Genomic DNA, 20,242 nt, shown 5'->3' on the forward strand with positions numbered 1-20,242 from the left:
TCAGATTCGATTTTCGACCGGTGTCAAACAAGATGAGGCATCTGTTTGCTCCTCCGCGGGAGGGGCGCCGATGCGTTAGGACTTGTCCGCCTGCCGAGAGAGAATTCGATGCTGAACCGCAGCCCTGACTTTCGCGCCGCTTTTTCCGGTCGCCAGAACCGCCATGTCAGATTGCTGGCGGGGGTTTGCTCCGCAGCGCTGTTGGCCGTCGCGCCAAAGGCAGTCCTTGCGCGCGCTTTGAACGGTGGCAACCCATCCCTCTCGGCTCCGAACTTTGCGGCCGATGCAGCGTCGATGGCGGCGCAGCAGGCGGTATCGGCGGCGAAACAGAGCCAGGATGCGCTGAGCCGCTCGGTGCAGGCGATGCAGGCGGTGCAGGCCGCCGCGCGGGCGGCGGCGCAGGCGCGCGAATTGTCCACCACGGCGCCGCTCGGCATCGCCAACGGTCTCGCGCCCGGCGGCCTGGTGCCCGATTCCGGCCTGGCCCGCAACGGCGTCGCCAATGCGGTGACGACATGGCAAGGCGCCAATACGCCGACACAATCGGTCGATGCCTCCGGCCAGACCCAGGTCGGCATCCGCCAGACGACGCAGCAGGCGATCCTGAACTGGCAGTCGTTCAACGTCGGCGCGCGGACCACGCTGACCTTCGACCAGCAGGGGCAGGCGAATTGGGTCGCGCTCAACCGCGTCAACAACGTGATCGCGCCGAGTCAGATCCTGGGCACCATCAAGGCCGATGGCCAGGTCTATGTCATCAATCAGAGCGGCATCATTTTCGGCGGCAGCGCGCAGGTCAATGTCGGCTCGCTGATTGCGTCGTCGGCCGATATCACCGACGCGCAATTCCTCGGCAACGGCATTTACAGCACCCAGACCGGCAACGGCCGCTACGCGCCAAGCTTCACCGCTGCCGGCGGCAAGGTCGTTGTGGAATCCGGCGCCGAGATCTCGACGCATGCGCCATTGAAGGTGAAGTCGGGCGGCGGCACTGTGCTGATGATCGGCAGCGAGGTCGAGAATGCCGGCAGCATCTCGACGCCGAAGGGGCAGACGCTGCTCGCGGCCGGCGACAGCTTTATCTTGCGCCCCGGCTTCGGCACCGAAGGCAACGCGACATCGACGACGCGCGGCATCGAGATATCCACCACCATCAATGCCGGAAGCGCCAACGGCAGCGTCCGCAACAGCGGCCTGATCCTCGTCCCGGAGGGCGATATCACGCTGGCCGGCCGGACACTGACGCAGAGCGGGGTTCTTCGCGCCAGCAGCTCGGCCAATACCCGGGGCACCATCCACCTGGCCAATTCGGCCGCTGACGGCGCCGGCAGCGTCACGCTTGCCGCGGGCAGCGTGACGGCCATCGAGCCCGAACTCGACAGCAGCGAGCCTGCGCTCGACAGCCAGCGCGATGCGTTGATTGCCGCCTCGGCGGCGGCCAATCTGCTGCGCGCCGGCAGCGCCGTGGGTGCGTTCGACAATCTGTCGGTTCTTGCCGACCGACAGGATCAATCGCGTGTCGAGATCGTCACCGGCGGCACGGTCAATTTCCAGAACCAGTCGCAGACCATGGCGCAGGGCGGCCAGGTTGCCGTGAGTGCCGGCAAGCGCGTCTTTGCCGAGAGCGGATCGCGCATCGATGTTTCCGGTGTGCGCAACGTGCTGTTGCCGATGTCGGCCAACCAGGTGCTGGTCAACGTCCAGGGCAACGAGCTCAGGGACTCGCCGGTCAACCGCGACAGCGGCGCGCTGATCAACAAGAATGTCTGGATCGACATCCGCGATCTCGTGCTGGTGCCGGCCGGAACCGGCGGCTATGCCGGCGATCGCTACTATACAAAGGGCGGTCTGCTCGAACTCGGCGGCTACCTGTCCAACACTGCGCACAAGATCGGCGAATGGAGCGCACTCGGCGGCACCATCACGCTGGCGGCGCCGGACGTGATCGCGCAGCGGGGCGCAACATTCGACATCTCCGGCGGTTCGGTGCGCTATGACGGCGGCAGGATCTATTCGACCAAACTGATCGGCACCGACGGCCGGATCTATAGCTTCGACAACGCGCCGGCCGATATGAAGTTTATCGCGGCTGCCGGCGGCTTCGTCCGCACGCACAACATTCAGGGCAAGGTCGCGGACTCGCTCACCGAGATCTGGAGCAGCGTCTTCGACCGCTCGTCGTCGTGGCGCTACGAGGCCGGCTATACCGTGGGCCGCGATGCCGGCCGGCTCAACCTGTCGACGCCGACTGCGATGTTCGAGGCGCAGATCATTGCCGACGTGACCAAGGGCGAACGCCAGTCGAGCGCGCGCGCAGCGGCGGTCGCCGACGGCTACAAGCAGGTGCAGAATGCGGCGCCGCTGGCCGGCACACTAGGGATCGGACAATACACCGCGCTCGGACAGCCCGATCTCTACAATAGCGACGTCCGGATCGGGGATATCCCGGTCGTGACGACGGCGCTCGGTGCTACGGACGTTCTGCCAACAGGCCGCACCAATACCGTGTGGCTCGATGCCCGGCAGCTGTCCGAACAAAGGCTCGGCGGCCTGCAGATCGGCACCCGCGGGTCCGTGACCATCGATGGCGATCTCACGCTTGCGAACGGCGGCACGCTCGGCCTCATCGCGCCGATCGTCGAGATCAAGGCCGATATCACGGCTCATGGCGGCGCGATCGACGCCACCAATGTCTTCACCTCCGCGGCCCTGGGCACTCTCAACCTTGATACGAAGGGGGTGTCGCGGATCGCGGTGCGCGCGGGCGCGGTGCTCGATCTCAGCGGCGTCGAAAGCCTCGGCTCTCGAAGTCTCGATCCGGATGGGCTCGCTTATCTGAATGGCGGCTCGGTCTCGCTGCGATCCACCCGCGACGTGGTGCTGGAGGACCGTGCGCTGATCGACGTGTCGTCGGGCGCTGCAATCCTCGGCACGGGCAAGATCCAGGGCGGGCGGGGCGGCTCCGTTACGCTCAGGGCCAATCTCAACGGCGTCGGTTCGACCGGTGACCTGACTCTTGCCGGCGACGTGCGCGGCTATGGCATGAACGGCGGCGGCACGTTGACCCTGCAGACCGATCGCGTCGCGATCGGCGCTGCCACCGACATCACCGCCGGCATGCTTACGCTGGCCGGGGATTTCTTTCCAGGGGATTCGGCTCTTACGCGATCATCGGCAATCGCGGCGTGACGGTGGCCGATGGCGCCGTCGTGGATGTCACGATGCCCGCCTATCGTCCGGCATCGGATCAGACGACAGCGGGCCTCGAAGTGTGGATGCCGCCGGTTTACACCGCCAACAGCCTGACCGGCGTGTTGACCCAGCGCGGCGGCGCCAGCCTGACGCTGCAGGCGGGCAACAGCCAGCTGCTGGCGAGCGACCTGCCGTCGGTCGGTCTCACCATCGGCAAGAATGCCGTCATCACCGTCGATCCCGGCAAGTCGATCGCCCTGAGCAGTGTCGGTCAGTTGACGGTCGACGGCACGCTGCATGCCGCGGGCGGCAATATATCGCTCAGGACCATTGATCTCGCGGGACCGCAGGTCGATCAGGTTGCGGCGACGACCAACAACCGCTCGATCTGGATCGGCGAAAGCGCGCGTCTCGACGTGGCGGCGCAGGCCGCCACCGCGCTCGATGCAAAAGGCCGGCGCTACGGGCTGGTCGTCAACGGCGGCAGCATCGTCATCGGCGGCGAGATCGATAGCGCGCTGGGGCAGGCGACGAGTTCGAACAGCTTCATCGTGGTGCGTCCCGGCGCGGTGCTCAACGCCTCCGGCACTGCGGCGACGCTCGATGTCGCCGGCCTCGGCGCGGTCGATGTCGCCAGCAATGGCGGCAGCATCTCGCTGGTCTCCAACAACGGGTTGTTCCTCGACGGCACGATGATGGCCCGCGCCGGCGGCGCCGGCGCCGCGGGCGGCAGCCTGAATGTGGCGCTGCAGATGCTGGAATATCGCATCACCAGCGGTGACCTGGTGAATCTTCCGCTGGCCGATCCGGCCTATCGGGCGTTGCGTCAGATCGTGCTCGTCGATCGGCAGGGTGACTCGGTGCTGAATGCCGGGCTGCAGGCCGGCGCGGCCGATCCGGCCCTGGCCTATGGTTATGGGCGACTCGGTGCCGATACCGTGGCGCGTGGTGGCTTCGACAATCTGTCGGTGATGAGCAGTGCCATCGGCTTCGACGGCAATGTTACCCTGCGGGTCGGGCAGAACCTGAACCTCTACAGCGACATGATGATGCCGGTGAGCGGCAGTGCGCAGGACGCCCGGATCTCGCTGGCCGCCGCCTATGCGCGGCTGGGCCAGATCAACTACGTCTATAAGGAACCGGACCAGCAGAAATCCCGCACGCCGGTCTTCACTGCCGACCCGACCCGTTACGACGTGCAACTCGATGTCGCCGCGCAACTGATCGACATTCGCGACACCGTCAATCTGACCTTCGGCAAGACCCGTCTGCACAGCGACGGCGATCTGCGCTTCGTGCAGGGCGTGCGGCCCATGGTCGGTCTGATCAGCACGTCGCTATTTAGCCCCGGCAGCGTCACCTTGCGCGCAGCGCAGGTCTATCCGACGACCGGCACGGTCGCGCAGGTCCAGGTCGGCCTTGGCAATCGCAACGGGGTCATCGGCTACGATCCCGCGCAGACACTGCGCATCGAGGCGAACTCGGCCGAGATACCGAGCGTACCGTACTCGGTGTTCGGCGACCTGACCCTGGCCGCGGCCGTGGTCGAGCAGGCCGGCGTCGTTCGTGCGCCATTGGGCAAGCTGACGATCGGAACCGGCGGCTATAACAACAGCAAATCCACGCGCGTCACCCTGCTGGCGGGCAGCCTGACCTCGGTCAGCGGTCGCGGACTGGTGATGCCCTATGGCGGCACCATCGACGGTCTGAGCTACAGCTACAACGGCAAGAATGTGATGCTGATCGGCGCCGGCGGTGCGAGCTTCGTGGGCGGCAGCGGCGTACTGACAGTCGGTATCGCTTTGGGCGGGCAGAGCGCGGTGGTCGAATCCGGCGCGGTGCTGGATCTGTCCGGCGGCGGTGATCTCACCGGCGCGGGCTTCATCAGTGGCCGCGGTGGCTCGGTGGATATTCGGACGACGGCGTTCGCCAACGCCAATCCCGGCAACAGATTCAGCGCGCCCGGCAATACGGTCTATGCGATCGTGCCGGGCTTCAAGGGCAACTACGCCCCGGTGGGGTCCGAAAATGCCGCGAACGATCCGGTTGTCGGGCGCCAGATCACCCTGGACGGCAGCGTGCCAGGGCTGCCGGCCGGCACCTATACGCTGATGCCCGCGACCTATGCGCTGTTGCCCGGTGCGTTCCGCATCGAGATCGGCGCGCAGCCATCGCGCGCCGTCGTCGCCGGGGCCAATGCGGTCGGCAACGGCTCCTATATGGCCTTGGGCCAACTCGGCATTGCCAATACGACCATCAAAGACAGTCTCCCCAGCCAGATCGTGGTGACGCCGGGCGCCGTGCTGCGCAGCTATTCGACCTACAACGAAACCAGCTTCGCCGATTATGTGGTCGCCGATGCGGTGAAGCTTGGCGTGCCGCGGGCGATGTTGCCGGTCGATGCGCGCAGTCTGGTTCTGAACCTCAATCCCGGCGCCGGGATCGACGCGCTGCGCTTCAACGGCACGGCGCGGTTCGATGCGGCCAGGGGCGGCCATGGCGGCGCCGTGATGGTCGCGACAAATTCGGGCGGCGGCTCCGATATCGAGATCGTGGCGGCAGGCGGCACCGCAACGGCCGGCTTTGCCGGATTGTCGATCGATTCATCGATGCTCAATTCGCTCGGTGCGTCGCGCATCGTGGTCGGCGGCATTCAGTATGTCACTTACGGGCAGGGCGGCCGGCTCGTCGATAGCGCCGACTCCACACAATTTATTTATCTGCGTTCGGGTTCGCTGCTGTCGGCACCCGAAGTCTTCCTGATGGCCAACAGCGGCAGCACCCTAACTGGAAGCGGCATCGTCATCGAGCGGGGCGCCCATATCAACACCATCGGCAAGGGCGCGGCGGCCTACGATTCGCGGGACGGCTATGTCTATGCCGCGACCGGCAACCAGGTGATGGTCTCCAACGGCATGCTCGATCTGGTGCCGAACACGGCGGCGGCGAATGCGATCCTGGCCAGCGGCGTGCGCATCGGCGTCTGTGACAGCGGCAATTGCAGCGGCCAGACCGAAATCTACTCGGAAGGCACCATCGCGCTGGTGACGCCGAACCAGTTCCAGCTCGACGACGCCGTGCGTTACGGCACCCGCAATCTCACGCTCTCGGTCAGCCGGATCAATCTCGGCGACAGCGCGGTGTTGATTGACGCAGCAGCGCGAAATATCCTGCCGAGCGGGCTGTCGATGAACCAGGCGCTGCTCGATCGCCTGCTGCGCGGCGATACCCGCTACGGCGCGCCGGGGCTCGAGACGCTGACGCTGTCGGCGTCCAATGCCGTCAACATTTTCGGCACCGTGACGCTGGACACCGTCGATCCCGCCACCGGCAAATCGACGCTGGCCAATCTGGTGCTCGGCACCCCGGCGATCTACGGCGTCGGCAATGCCGGCGACGTCGCCACCATCCGCACCGGCAACTTCATCTGGCGCGGATCGACGCTGGCGCCGGGCGAACTGGTCGCGGGTGGCGCGGGCACCGGCAGCGGCACGCTGAACATCGATGCACAGCGTATCGTGTTCGGCTACGGCGCCCATTCGCGCCCGACCGGAAATGATGTCGACGGCCGGCTGGCGCTCGGCTTCGCCAATGTCAATCTGTCGGCGACCGACCGCGTCAGCGCCAACCAGCAGGGCAACCTGTCAGTCTATCAGTCGCGCGGCGCCTATGTCGCCGGCCAGGGCTACAGCTACAGCGGCGGCAACCTCACCATCGCGTCGCCCTTGGTGATCGGCGAGGGCGGCTCGGTCAACAGCATCACCGCCGGCGGCGCATTGCGGCTGCTTGGCGCGGGTACGCCCGGCGCGGTCGCCACCGACACGCTCGGCGCGCAACTCACCTTGAGCGGCGACAGCATCGCGCTCGAAACCACGATCGTGCTGCCGAGCGGCAAGCTGACGCTGAAGGCCAGCAACGACATTACCCTGACCGGGGCATCGCGGATCGACGTCGCCGGCCGTGAGGTCGTGTTCAACGATGTCAGGAAATACAGCTGGGGCGGCGACGTCACGCTCGACAGCAGCAAGGGCAACATCCGCCAGGTGGCGGGTTCGGTGATCGATCTGTCGGCGCGTTTCAACAATGCCGGCAGCCTCACCGCGATCGCACTCGATGCCGTGGCCGGAACCGTCGATCTGCAGGGCGCAATTCTTGGCAGCAGCTTCGGTCGCTACGATGCCGGCGGCACGCTGGTGCCGTATCGCGCCGGCAGCATTAGCGTTCGTGCGCAGAATCTCGGCGATTTCGCCGCGCTCAATGCGCGGCTCAATGCCGGCGGCGTCTATGGCGCGCGCAGCTTCCAGATCAAGCAGGGCGATCTCACCATCGGCAACGAGCTGAAGGCCAGAGAGATCAATGTCTCGCTCGACAACGGTGCGCTCACAGTGGCCGGCACCATCGACGCCAGCGGCGAGAGCGTCGGCACCATCCGCCTCGCCGCCAAGAACGGCCTGACCCTGACGGGATCGGCGGTGCTCGATGCTCATGGCACGGTGCTCCGCGTCGACAGCTACGGCAAGATCATCGACAGCCCGAACCGCGCTATCGTCGAACTGACGTCGCGCGATGGCCAGCTCACCCTGGCGTCGGGTGCGCGGATCGATCTGCGCCATGGCACCGATGCAAAGACGGGAAGTGCTGCTTACCAGAATGACGGCCTGCCGCGCGGTACGCTTGAGCTCAACGCCGGGCGCACCGGCGAGACCAGTGGCGACGTCCGTATCGATGCCAGTGGCGCGCTGGATATTCGCGGCGCGCGCTCGATCGCCGTCAACGCGACCTGGACCTACAGCGACGCGAAGTCCATCACCGGTCCCGCGGCCAGCGGACGTCCCTATCAGGAGATCACGCAGGACTATCTCGATATCAAGGATGGTCAAAGTGTGCTGTTCATGAAGGTCGCGCTCGCTAACGGCAACCTGATGAACAACAAGCTCGCCGGTCTGCGCGCTTATTCCGACGCCTTCCATCTGCGTCCCGGCGTGGAAATCGTCAGCGCGACTCCGGATGGCGATCTGGTCGTGACAGGCGATCTCGATCTGTCCAAATATCGTTATGCCAGCGTCAACCCCAACAGCCAGGTGCAGCCCGGCATCTACGGTTCGGGCGAACCCGGCGCGCTGGTGATCCGTGCCGGCGGCGACCTCAATATCTATGGCAGCATCAGCGACGGGTTCACCACGCCGCCAGGGACGCAGGATGACACTGGCTGGCTGTTGCTGCCCGGCAAGGAGTTCACCGGCGCCGATATCACCATCCCGCGCACCGGCGTGGTGCTCGCGACCGGCACCACATTCATCAGCGGCAAGGCACTGAATTTCGATCTGCCGATGCAAGCGGCGACTTTCGGTGCGGGCACGGTGATCCCGACGGCGAGTTCATTGAGCACGCTGATGAATCTGGCCGCAGGAACCGTGCTGAGTGCCAATGTGCGCGATGCGTCCGGCAACCTGCTGTTTGCGGCAGGCTCGATCGTCAGCGCGCCCGTCACGCTGCCGGCCGGCACGCAGTTCGACGCCGGCATGAAGCTGCCGGACTCCGCGTCGCTGGCGGCGCTGATCTGGCCGAAGGGTGTCGCGCTGCCGATACCGGGCCTGCTGAACGGCGATCTCGCGCTGCCGCTGGGCGCGATCTTGCCCGCGGGCACCAATGTCCTGCTGCCGGGTGGCGTGACGTCTGTGGATCTACGGCCCGGCGCTGCCGGTAAATTATACGGCGTAGCGGCGATGCTGCCGGAAGGGTCGCAGTCGTGGTCGATGCGGCTGGTCGCCGGCGCCGATACCAAGGCGGCCGACAGTCGCCTGACCGATCCGCATGCGACGTATGGCGATCTGCGATTGGCCGACAATCACTACGGCCTCTACGGCAAGCCTACCCCGGAAAGTTTCGTCCTGTCCCAATATGGCTGGGATAACTACATCGCTGACGGCGATCCGGCCGACTTTGTCGGCAGGCCGATCACTGATCCTGATCTGGTCAAATTGCTCGGATCAACCATTTGTTCGGACGATGCGCTTGCGTGCGGATTGTCCGCCAATCCTACGTTCGACTTTCTGCCCGGAAGCACGCGCTTCAGCGTGGTTCGCACCGGCGCCGCCGATCTCGACCTGCTCTCGGCGGGCAACCTGCAGATGAATTCGCTGTACGGCGTCTATACCGCCGGCTCGTCCTCGACCCCGACCAGCACCAGCGACCCCTACAATCTGCCGCGGGCCAAGACCGCGTCGGGCACGGTGCTCGGCGACCTCAACAAGGGCTATGAGAAACTCGTCGACGGCGGGACGGACAGCCTGGCGCGCGCCTGGTATCCGACCGGTGGCGGCAACCTGACCATCAAGGCGGCTGGTGACCTCACCGGCAATCTGATGACCCTGCCGGTCTTCACGAGCGGGGTCGGTCGTCCGAACGCGCGAGATATCGGCTATAACAGCGCGCCGATCGGCAACTGGTTGTGGCGCCAGGGCACCGGCTCCACGCTCGGCGGCGGCGCCGACCAAGCCACCGCCTGGTCAATCAATTTCGGCAGCTACGTCGCCCCGTCGATCCTTGGCGTCACCCGGGCCGACACGTTGGTCGGCTTCACCGGCTTCGGCACGCTGGGCGGCGGCGATCTCCGCGTCGATGTCGGCGGCAATGCCGGCATCGACACGCTGATGGGCAGGAACGTCGTTTCACCGGATGGCGTAAGCGCGCAGGATCAGTACAGCAACCAGCGCACCCAGGGTCTCGTGCTGGCCGTGGGCAGCACCGGCCGCGTCGGCGCCGATGGCAGCCTGACGCTGACCGGCGGCGGCGACCTCGATCTGCGCGTCGGCGGCAAGCTCAACCCGGCCTCGCTGTACAAGGACGCCAGCTTCAACGGCACCGTCACCAACCTGCGCGGCGACACCGGCATCGCCGCAGCCTCCCTGGGCATGGTCAGCCCGACCTACGGCGTGCAGCCGATCGATCAGTCGCCGCGCGAAAGCCGGGCCTTTGATGTGTTCAATGCGTCGCGGGCACTGGCCTTCGGCGGTCTGCTCCTCGCGCCCGGCGATTCCACCTTCACGCTGAGCACCGGCAGCGATCTGGTGCTGTCCGGCGCCAGCGATCCCGGCCGCGTCACCACCGTGATCGATTCACCCTATGGTCCAGCCTATGCACGCGACGGCGCGGCCGGCGGCAAAACCTGGTTCTCGCTGTGGACCGACCACAGCGCCATCAACCTGTTCTCTGCAGGCGGCGACCTGGTGCCGATCAGCCTCGGGATCCAGCTGCCCTCCACCGACTCGGCGATCATGTATCCGTCGATCCTCACCGCCGTCGCGGCAGGCGGCAGCTTCTACTATGGCAATGCGATCTCCAATCGAAACGACCCCATCGCGACCGTCTATTCGCCGCTGCTGCTGGCGCCCTCGGCCAACAGCAAGCTCGAATTCCTGGCGTCGGGATCGATCTATGCGGGCGGCTACACCGTGGCCCGGACCAGTGCATCGGCAGGGTCGCTGGCGACCCCGTTCCATCCGGCTTTCACCGTCATCGATCCGACAACCGGCACAAGGACATTCAGCAATCTCTCGGCCGCGGGCAACGTGGCTTTGGAGAGCCAGGGCATCGATCCGCTGTTCGCCTTCGGGCCCAACACCGCCAGCGCGGAATGGGGTAACCTCGATCCGGCGCGGTTCTACGCCGTCAATGGCGATCTGGTCGGCGTCAGCAGCGGCCGCATCCTGACCTTCACCAAAAACGATCCGACGCGGGCCGGGCAGGTCTGGTATCAGGGCGCAGGTCCGGTGCGCATGATGGCCGGCCGCGACATCGTCGGCAGCGGCACCGCGCTCGGGACCACCGAGGATGTGGCGGACACCAATCTCCAAACCTACTTCTCCTCGACCGGCAACCTGTTCGTGCACAATGTCGAGACCGATCTGTCGCTGGTGCAGGCCGGGCACGACATCATCTTCAGCAGCTTCAATGTCGTCGGCCCCGGCGCACTGCAGATCACCGCGGGCCGCAACATCCAGATGGACAACAAGGCCGGCGTGGTCTCGGTCGGCCAGGTGAGCGCCGGCGACAGCCGTCCCGGCGCCAGCATCTCGATGTTGGCTGGCGCCGGCGCGGCAGAGCCGGACTATCAGGCGCTGTTGCGCTATCTCGATCCGGCCAATCTGCTGCCGGCCGGAACGCCGCTCGACGGCTCCGGCAAGGTGGCCAAAACCTACGAGAAGGAACTCGCCGACTGGCTGACGCAGCGCTATGGCTTCAAAGGCAACGATGCGGCGGCCCGCGCGGCGTTCGGCGCGCTGGCTCCGGAGCAACAGCAGATATTCCTGCGCTCCGTCTACTTCGCCGAACTGAAAGCGGGTGGCCGTGAATATAACGACGCCAACAGCCCCCGCCATGGCAGCTATCTGCGCGGCCGTGCGGCGATTGCAGCGCTGTTCCCGAATGCGGCGGCAGGGGCGGGCGACATCACCATGTTCGGCGGCGCCGGCGTGCAGACCCTGTTCGGCGGCGACATCCAGTTGCTGGCGCCATCGGGCAAGATGGTGGTCGGCGTAGAAGGCGTCGCGCCGCCTTCTACGGCCGGCCTGGTGACGCAGGGCACCGGCAATATCCAGATCTACAGCCAGGGCAGCGTGCTGCTGGGCCTGTCGCGCATCATGACCACGTTCGGCGGCAACGTCATCGCTTGGGTGGCGAACGGCGACATCAACGCCGGCCGCGGTTCCAAGACCACGGTGCTCTACACGCCGCCGAAGCGCGTCTATGACATCTACGGCAACGTCACGCTGGCGCCGCAGGTGCCCTCCGCCGGCGCCGGTATCGCCACGCTCAACCCTATCCCCGAAGTGAAGGCCGGCGACATCGACCTGATCGCGCCGCGGGCACCATCGATGCCGGCGAAGCCGGCATCCGCGTCTCCGGCAACATCAATCTGGCCGCGCTGCAGATCGTCAATGCCGCCAATATCCAGGTGCAGGGCTCGTCATCGGGCATCCCAACGGTGCAGGCGCCAAGCATCGGCGCTGCACTGTCGACATCCAACGCAACGGCGGCGACACAGCAGACGACGACCCCTGCGCCGGCGGCCAACAACAGTCCCTCGGTGATCATCGTCGAAGTGCTCGGCTATGGCGGGGGCTGGCGGCCCTGGCGGAGCCGAAGGCGCGGCTCCGGGTGACCAGCGACGACGGCGCAGCAGCGAAGATCAATACGATCCCAACAGCGCCATACATATGCTCGGCAATGGCCCGGTGAGCGATGAACAGCGGAGGCGATTGACCAAGGAAGAGCGCGACAGGCTGGATGCGCTGGTCGTTCAACGAAATTAAAGGTGTCTATCTGGATTGTATCGAAGCGCCATCATTTCGCGCGGCCGGCGCAAGCCGGCCGCTCGTCCGTTGAGGAAATGGGAAGACTGAGCGACCTTGCTCTCGTCGCAGTGGATGGATGATCATATTGTCGGGCGGTTGCATGATTGGTGGGACGACAAGACTGCGCAGTTCGCGGGAAGGGGGCGGAGCCTCGGCGTGGATGAACTGATGCCGACCTTGGCCGATGTTCCGGAGATGGAGCCGGTCATTCTGCTTGCCCATGAGCCAGATATCATGCCGCGGGTGCCCGTGCCGGTCGCGCTGGTATTGAGCGGTCACACCATGGTGGACAGTTCCGGTTGTTTAGTTGGTCCCCCGTGGTGCCGTCTCGTTGTCGCAACCGCTAGGCTTACGGACACGTGCGCGAGCAGTACGATCTGATCGTATCCGGCGGGTTGGGATGCACTATCGCCGCTATTCGCGTTGGCGTGCCGCCGGAGCTCGCAGATCGGTAGATCGAGCGGGTTCGATTGTTTGACACTCGATTGTCATTCTATTGTCATCAAGAGCTATCAACGGTCCCGTGTAGCTCGAGCGAACAATCGCGACCTGATCGAGCGGCATTTGTACCGAGAGATTTGGCGTGAGATATCGAACTGCTATGCTTGGGGCGGCTCCGCTGATGTCGCTCTCGCTCGTGGCTCTCACCGTACCAGCCCTCGCCGGGGATCTACAAACCAGCCGATTCGATCTGCCCTCGCAGTCTCTCAGCTCCGCGCTTGAATCCTTCTGTAACAACACGGGGATGTTTGCCGCCTATGATGGCAAGCTCGTCGATGGTCGTGTGTCGTCTCCGGTTACGGGGGAGATGACACCGAAAGCTGCACTCGGGAGGCTCCTGGAGGGAACCGGGCTGACCGTCGAATACACCTCCAGCAATGCGTTCGTCGTCATGACGCCCCCCGAACTGGGCAAGTTCGGCGCGATCCCGCTGAAATAGGGCGAGCTGCGCTATCGTCATTGGACGAATCCGAGCGCCGATATTCGGCGCTGTTGCAACGATCGGTGGAAACTGCGCTTTGCGCCGACAGTAGGACGAAACTGGGAGATTATCGAGCGGCCGTGCGTTTCCGGATCGATCCGGGTGGCGCGTTGACCGGCGTGAGGCTTTTGGGCTCCACCGGAAATCCGGATCGCGACGCGGCGATCGTCGCGGTCGCGGCTCAAGTGTCGCTCAAAGCGCCGCCACCGGCTCGAATGCAACAGCCGTTTGCGATGGTCGTGCTGCCGTATTCTCCGGGGGCAGCCCGAGTTGTCCCTGGCGCGATGGGGGGCGAGGGTGATCAAGCACGCGAAATTCGGAGCTCCGGCACCTGGCGTGGAAACGCCTGGCCCGTCCCGCTACTCATCGACGCTGCGCGAACTGCTAGTCGATCGTTACGGCGATCTCAAAAAAGCCTGACACGCCGTCTTGGCTCCGGTGATTGGGCCGACGAGGCGCTGCAGGATACGTTCCTCACGCTCGACCGCGAAAATGCGAACGAGACGATCCGCAATCCCATGGCGTATCTGCTGCGGGCTGCGATCAACACGGCACTCAATCAGCGGCGGGCCGAGAGCCGAAGGCTGTCCGATGCAGAGATCGACGGCATTCTCGAAATTCCGGATGAGAATCCGGATTCGCTCCGTATAATTGAAGGACGGTCGGACATTGCGCGCTTCAAGGCGATCCTGATGGGGTTGTCACCGCGAGCAAGAGAGATCCTCATCGCGGTCCGTCTCGACGGTCGAACTCAGTCTGAGATCGCCGCGCATCTCGGGATTTCCCTCAGTCTGGTCGAGAAAGAGCTTCGGTCAGCGCACGAGTATTGTCTGAGACGCTTCAAGGCGGGCCGGGCAAAATGAACCGAATCCTTGAGAAAAACATGCGGGATCACCGCGTCAGAGGTGTCTATATCATTGATATGACGACTATTGAAAGTTCGCCGGCGAGTGGCGACGACGCAGTTCAGGGGCACGTGACCCACAATGTCTGATGGCCGCTCCGATATGGACTGCGTCACTCCATTGGAGTTGGAGGCGCATGCCTGGGTTCGCCGTATTGCTTCGCGGGAAGCAACTGCGGCGGATGCGCGACGATTGCGCCAATGGTGCGCACAGAGCGCGGCGCATGAGACAGCCTTTCGGGACGCCCGGCAGCTCTGGAAAACCTTCGGCGCCGCGGCACTGCAAGTGCGCGAGGACGAGGTGCGCGCGGCGAAGCATCGCAGCGCGCGCCATTATGTTTCCCGCCGGATGGTGCTGGGGGCGCTCTCGCTGCATCGGTCGCCGGCGTCGCGATCGTTCGCCCGCCTTTGCGTCTGTGGCCATCACTTGCCGAACTGGAAGCCGATTTTCGGACCGGAACGGGCGAACAGCGGCAGATTGCCATTGCCGATGTCGCATCGGTCCAGATGAACACCAAGACAAGCCTGGTCATGAAGGGTGGCGACCACGACCGATCGGTCGAGCTGGTGGCCGGGGAGGCCTCGTTTCGTGTCACGGCGGACGCGTCGTCGTTCAACGTGCTCGCTGCCGACGGTCGGACCCACGGAGCCGGCGGACGTTTCGATGTGCGACTCGATGACGCATCAGTCTGCGTGACATGTTTCTCCGATCAGATCGAAGTGACGCGGAACGCGAAAACCGTTCGGCTCAAGCAAAGCGAGCGCGTGATCTACGACAGTCGTGGCCTCGGCGAGGTGGCCGCGGTCGACCCGGCCATCGCGGGGGCCTGGCAGGACGGGTTGATCATCTGCCGAAATACGCCGCTGTCGGACTTTGTGAATGAACTGAATCGCTACCGTCCTGGTCGGATCGTGTTGTTCCGTTCGGACATCGGACGCTTGTCGGTCAGCGGGCGTTTCAACATCGTTGAGCCCGATCAGGCACTTACCCAGATTCAGAAAGCCTTCAGCCTGCGCGTCCGGAATCTGCCCGGCGGCCTTGCGTTGGTCGGCTAGCTGGTTCGCGAGATCCGTTAGAAAAAATCCTTGAGGGGTTCGGCGTCGAGAGGTGTCTCCTTAATAAGGGGCTGACGGGTTGTCGGACAGCTCATGCCTTCTGGAGCCAGCATGCCAGCTAAGTCCCGTCGTGACCGCAAGTCGCAAACCTCTGTTCGGGAGGCTGTCGCGTTGATTTGGCATATACGGTCCATGTCTGATGGACTTCTTCGCCACAGCGCGGTGCTGATGGTTGGCGCCAGCGCACTTGCAATGCTGGCGGCGTCGCCAGAGGTTCATGCTCGCGCCCTGAATGGCGGAGGCAGCGCCGGCGCGGTCTCGGCTCCGAACCTCGCATCGGACGCGGCGGCACAAGCGGCGCAGCAGGCCGCGGCGGCGGTGCAGCAGACGCGGGATTCGCTGGCACGCGCGGCGCGCGCAGTACAGGACATGCAGGGTATCCAGGCCGCCGCACGGTCGGCGGCGGCCGCGCAGCAGACGTCGCTGATCGCGCCTGTCGCGGTGCCGAACGGCGTCGGCGCCGGTGGCTTGTTGCCGAACAATCCCGCGACCTGGTCAGGCGCCAATGCGCCGACCCAGGGCACCGATGGTGCGGGACAGACCCAGGTCAATATCCGGCAAACGACGCAGCAGGCGATCCTGAACTGGACGTCCTTCAATGTCGGCGCCCGCACCACGCTGACCTTCGACCAGCAGGGCAACGGCAACTGGGTCGCGCTCAACCGCGTCGATGCATCGACCGGCCCGAGCCAGATCCTCGGCAACATCAAGGCCGACGGCCAAGTCTACGTCATCAACCAGAGCGGCATCATCTTCGGCGGCAACAGCCAGGTCAATGTCGGCTCATTGATCGCCTCGACCGCCGATCTCAGCGACACCCAGTTCCGCACCAACGGCATCTATTCGACGCAAACCAACAACATTTACGCGCCGAGCTTCACGGCGGCCGGGGGCAAGGTCGTGGTCGAGGCCGGCGCCTCGATCGTCACGTCGGCGCCCGCTTCGGTGACCTCGGGCGGCGGCTACGTCTTGCTGATCGGCAGCGAGGTCAGCAATGCCGGCGGTATCACCACGCCGAAGGGGCAGGCTATCCTGGCGGCTGGCGACAATTTCATTCTGCGCAAGGGCTTCGGCACCGACGCCAACCAATTCTCGACCACCAATGGCAGCGAGATCGTGCCGGTGATCCAGCCCCGAAGTTCTGCGGGCCGCGTGACCAATACCGGCATTGTGCTGTCGCAGCAGGGCGACATCACGTTGGCCGGCCGGGGCGTGACGCAGGACGGCGTGCTGCTCTCCACGACGTCGGTCAACCAGCGCGGCACCATCCATCTGTTGAACGCAGCCAGCGATGCCGGCGGCAGCGTGACGATGACCGGCAAGAGTCTCAGCTGGATCGTGCCGGAACTGGAATCCAAGGATGCCGCGCTCAATGCGCAGCGCGATGGGCTAATCGCCGCCTCGGGACCGAACGATCGGCGCGACCAGTCGCGCGTTGAGATCGTCACCGGGGGCTGGTCAACTTCCAGAACGGCTCGCTCACCATGGCGCAAGGCGGTCAGGTCGCCGTCAGCGCCGGCACGCGCATCTTCGCCGGAGCCGGTTCGATCGTCGATGTCTCCGGCGTGCAGGGCGTGGTGCGGCCGATGTCGGACAACCAGGTGCTGGTCAACGTCCAGGGCAATGAACTCCGGGACTCGCCAGTCAATCGCGACAGCGGCGCCCTGGTCAACAAGAATGTCTGGATCGACGTCCGCGATCTCACTTTCGTGCCCGCGGGCACCGGCGGCTATACCGGTGAACGCTACTACACCAAAGGCGGATTGCTCGAAGTCGGCGGCTATCTCGCCAACACCGCCCACACCATCGGCGAATGGGCGGCGCTCGGCGGCACCGTCACGCTGGCAGCGCCGGAAGTCATCGCGCAGCAGGGCGCAAAGTTCAACATTGCCGGCGGATCGGTCAGCTATGACGGCGGTCCCATCTATTCGACCAGGTTGATCGGCAGCGACGGTCGGCTCTACAGTTTCGATAATGCGCCGGCCAGTATGAAGTTTGTCGCCGCGGCCGGCGGTTTCGTGCGCACGCACAACATCCAGGGCAAGGTCTCCGACCAACTCACCGAAATCTGGACCTCGATCTTCGACCGCTCGTCGTCATGGCGCTGGGAGGATGGCTACACCGTCGGCCGCGATGCCGGTCGTCTCAACCTGTCGACGCCGACCGCGATCATGGAAGCGGAGATCATTGCCGATGTGGTCAAGGGCGCACGCCAGTCGAGCGCGCGCGCCGCGGGCGTCGTCGATGGCTACAAGCAGGTGCAGAACGCCGCGCCGCTCGCCGGCACGCTCGGTCTCGGCCGCTATGACGCGACGCCAAATCAGGTTGCTGCGTACGGCTCCGATGTCCGCTTCAGCGATGTGGCTGATATCAGCGCCGGGCTGTCCGCCACCAACCTCCTGCCGTCGGTCCGCACCAACACTGCCTGGTTCGACGCCGACCGCATCAATAAAGCCCATCTCGGCGGGCTCGATATCGGCACCTCCCGCACCATCACGATCGATCGCCCGATCACGCTCGCCGATGGCGGCAAGATCAACCTCAACGCGGCGGTGGTTGACATCAAGGCCGATGTCACCGCGCACGGCGGCTCGCTGGTGATCGACAACGTGTTGGCGGGCGCCGCTGCCGGCGGCCGCGGCGCCTATGCGGTGCTGCTCAAGAATGGCATCTCTTCCATCACCCTCGAAGGCGGCGCGACGCTGGATCTGCGCGGCCTTTGGGTGAACGCGGCGCAGGATGCTTCGGACGAAACCAAGCAGGCCTTCATCAATGGCGGTTCGGTCACGCTGCGCTCGACCCATGACGTGAGGTTGCAGGCGGGCAGCGTCATCGACGTCTCGTCAGGCGCGGTGATCCTCGCCAACGGCAAGACGAAGGGCGGCCGCGGCGGCGATGTGACGCTGGTCGCCGACCAGCAGAATTCCACCGTGACGGCCGACGGCCTGCTGACCCTCGATGGCAAGATCCGCGCCTATGGCGTCAGCGGCGGCGGCACGCTGAAGCTCGAATCCGGCACGGCGATCGCCATCGGCGGCAAGGTGCTGGCGACCGACGGCGTGCTCGGCGCCGGCGAGACGGCGCCGGCCGATCTGGTGCTGGCCCAAGACTACAAGATTAAGGCCGGTGACATCCTGCCCATAGACTATAACTACACAGCAACTATCGCCATGCCGGGCGAAGCTATTCGCGCGGGTGGAGTCGCTGAATATAAATATTTTACACCCGCAAAGGATTGGGTTCCGCCGTTCCTTGGAAATCCCTATGTAATTAGAGGGGAGTCTAATAGTAAATGGTATTACGTTCGTGGTTCAGGTGTCGTAAATGATGATAATGGTGCTAATGTTCACTACATTCCGGCGGATACGGTAGTTTATATTGTCTCATCAGGAGCTCTTGCGGGCTATGTAGTTCCGGCGGATGTGTTTCCCAACGGATTGCCTACGAGTCCTTATACAAAAACGGTCAATGCTGGTGCCGCGTCGCCCGTCGATATAACCCTTCCCAACGGGTATGTTCTTCCGGCGGGGGTCAAGTTACCCAATGCGGTCCAGGTAAAGCGCAACGCGCAGCTCGACGTGGCGCTTTTCCAGTCTGGCTTTTCGAACTACGACGTGAACGGTCGCCACGGGCTCGTCGTTGCGGAGGGCGCCCGGCTCGACCTCGCGATGCCGGTCTATCGCTTGACGGACGCAGCCTTCTCGGTCGCCACCGGCGAGGATCCCTCTCGCGCGCTCAGCGTCTGGACGCCGCCCGAATGGATCGAAGATGCCGGCAAAAGTAGCCTGACCCAGCGTGGCGGCGCCAGCCTGACCTTACGCTCCAGCTACGGCGAGGCGGGCCAGACGACGGCGAGCGGCCCGATCACCATTCAGACCGGCACGTCGATCCGCGTTGATGCCGGCCAGTCGATCAGCCTGCAAGGCACCAACTTCACCATCGACGGCACGCTGACCGCGCCGGGCGGCACCATCAGCCTGACCCAGGCCGCGACGAGCCTCAATCAGAGCACCGGCGACAACAAACCCGGCCTGATCTGGATCGGCGATCACGCCGTGCTCGATGTCGCGGCCCGCGCGGTCACGGCGACCAACGCGCGCGGCGAGACCTATGGCATGGTCGGCAATGGCGGCTCGATCCTGATCGGCGGCGCGGTGGACTGGGAGACGAGGGAGAATCCTTCACGCCGAACGCCTTCGTGGTGATCCGGCCCGGCGCGCTGCTCGATGCCTCCGGCACCAGCGCGGTGCTCGACATTCCCGGTTCCGGGCTGGCGAGAACCAGCACGCCGCTCGCGGTTGCCAGCAATGGCGGCAGCATCGTCATCAAATCCAGCAACGGCCTCTATCTCGACGGCACGCTGCGCGCGGCGGGCGGTGGCGCGAACGCCGCCGGCGGCGCGCTGGCGCTGGCGCTCGAGGCGCCGAACTACGATACGGCCTCGACATTCGGCGACGTGTTGCGGCATCGCGAACTGGTCATCGCCAACGTTCAGGGCGACAGCGCCATCGCCGGTGCCGGCTCGATGGCGGAGGCCAAAGCCGGTCTGCTGACCGGCACCGCGCGGCTCGGCGCCGATCGCATCAAGGCCGGCGGCTTCGGCACGCTGTCGCTGCTGTCGGATGGCCTGATCTCGTTCGACGGCGACGTTACGCTGGCCATGAACCAGAGCCTGAGCCTCAATGCCGGCGC

The 20,242-nt window shown here is 65.0% G+C and carries 5 protein-coding genes and 2 pseudogenes; all 7 read left to right on the top strand.

Translation table 11 applies throughout. The features are described from left to right. Nucleotides 1–108 precede the first annotated feature (108 nt). The 7 genes and pseudogenes from ONR75_RS10180 to ONR75_RS10210 all read left to right on the top strand — a co-directional run bounded on the left by ONR75_RS10180 (nt 109) and on the right by ONR75_RS10210 (nt 17,491). Nucleotides 109–12,506: pseudogene (locus ONR75_RS10180) on the top strand (filamentous haemagglutinin family protein). Nucleotides 12,507–12,683: 177 nt separating this feature from the next. Beyond that, nucleotides 12,684–13,003 (top strand): annotated as a pseudogene (locus tag ONR75_RS10185) (metallophosphoesterase); the annotation flags it as partial. A gap of 167 nt (nt 13,004–13,170) precedes the next feature. Then, nucleotides 13,171–13,488: an STN domain-containing protein gene (locus tag ONR75_RS10190; protein ID WP_265082478.1), complete on the top strand. Its 318-nt coding sequence runs from the start codon at nt 13,171–13,173 to the stop codon at nt 13,486–13,488. 20 nt (nt 13,489–13,508) lie between these two features. Beyond that, nucleotides 13,509–14,393 (top strand): RNA polymerase sigma factor, encoded by an 885-nt coding sequence (locus tag ONR75_RS10195; protein WP_265082479.1) that lies wholly within the window; start codon nt 13,509–13,511, stop codon nt 14,391–14,393. 123 nt (nt 14,394–14,516) lie between these two features. Beyond that, nucleotides 14,517–14,945, top strand: a complete 429-nt coding sequence (locus ONR75_RS10200) for a FecR/PupR family sigma factor regulator (protein WP_265082480.1) — start codon at nt 14,517–14,519, stop codon at nt 14,943–14,945. Then, nucleotides 14,843–15,490 carry a FecR family protein gene (locus ONR75_RS10205; RefSeq protein ID WP_265082481.1) on the top strand — a complete coding sequence of 216 codons (648 nt, stop codon included), beginning with the start codon at nt 14,843–14,845 and terminating at the stop codon, nt 15,488–15,490. The genes ONR75_RS10200 and ONR75_RS10205 overlap by 103 nt, the downstream gene beginning before the upstream one ends. Nucleotides 15,491–15,682: 192 nt before the next feature. Next, nucleotides 15,683–17,491: a filamentous hemagglutinin N-terminal domain-containing protein gene (locus ONR75_RS10210; protein WP_265082482.1), complete on the top strand. Its 1,809-nt coding sequence runs from the start codon at nt 15,683–15,685 to the stop codon at nt 17,489–17,491. Nucleotides 17,492–20,242 lie beyond the last annotated feature (2,751 nt).

This window comes from Rhodopseudomonas sp. P2A-2r (assembly GCF_026015985.1).
Lineage (GTDB): Bacteria > Pseudomonadota > Alphaproteobacteria > Rhizobiales > Xanthobacteraceae > Tardiphaga.

What these genes read in the sequence shown, in the direction of transcription:
- ONR75_RS10210 (WP_265082482.1), top strand. Translation starts at nt 15,683, where the DNA reads ATGTCTGATGGACTTCTTCGCCACAGCGCGGTGCTGATGGTTGGCGCC.
- ONR75_RS10200 (WP_265082480.1), top strand. Translation starts at nt 14,517, where the DNA reads ATGTCTGATGGCCGCTCCGATATGGACTGCGTCACTCCATTGGAGTTG.
- ONR75_RS10190 (WP_265082478.1), top strand. Translation starts at nt 13,171, where the DNA reads ATGTCGCTCTCGCTCGTGGCTCTCACCGTACCAGCCCTCGCCGGGGAT.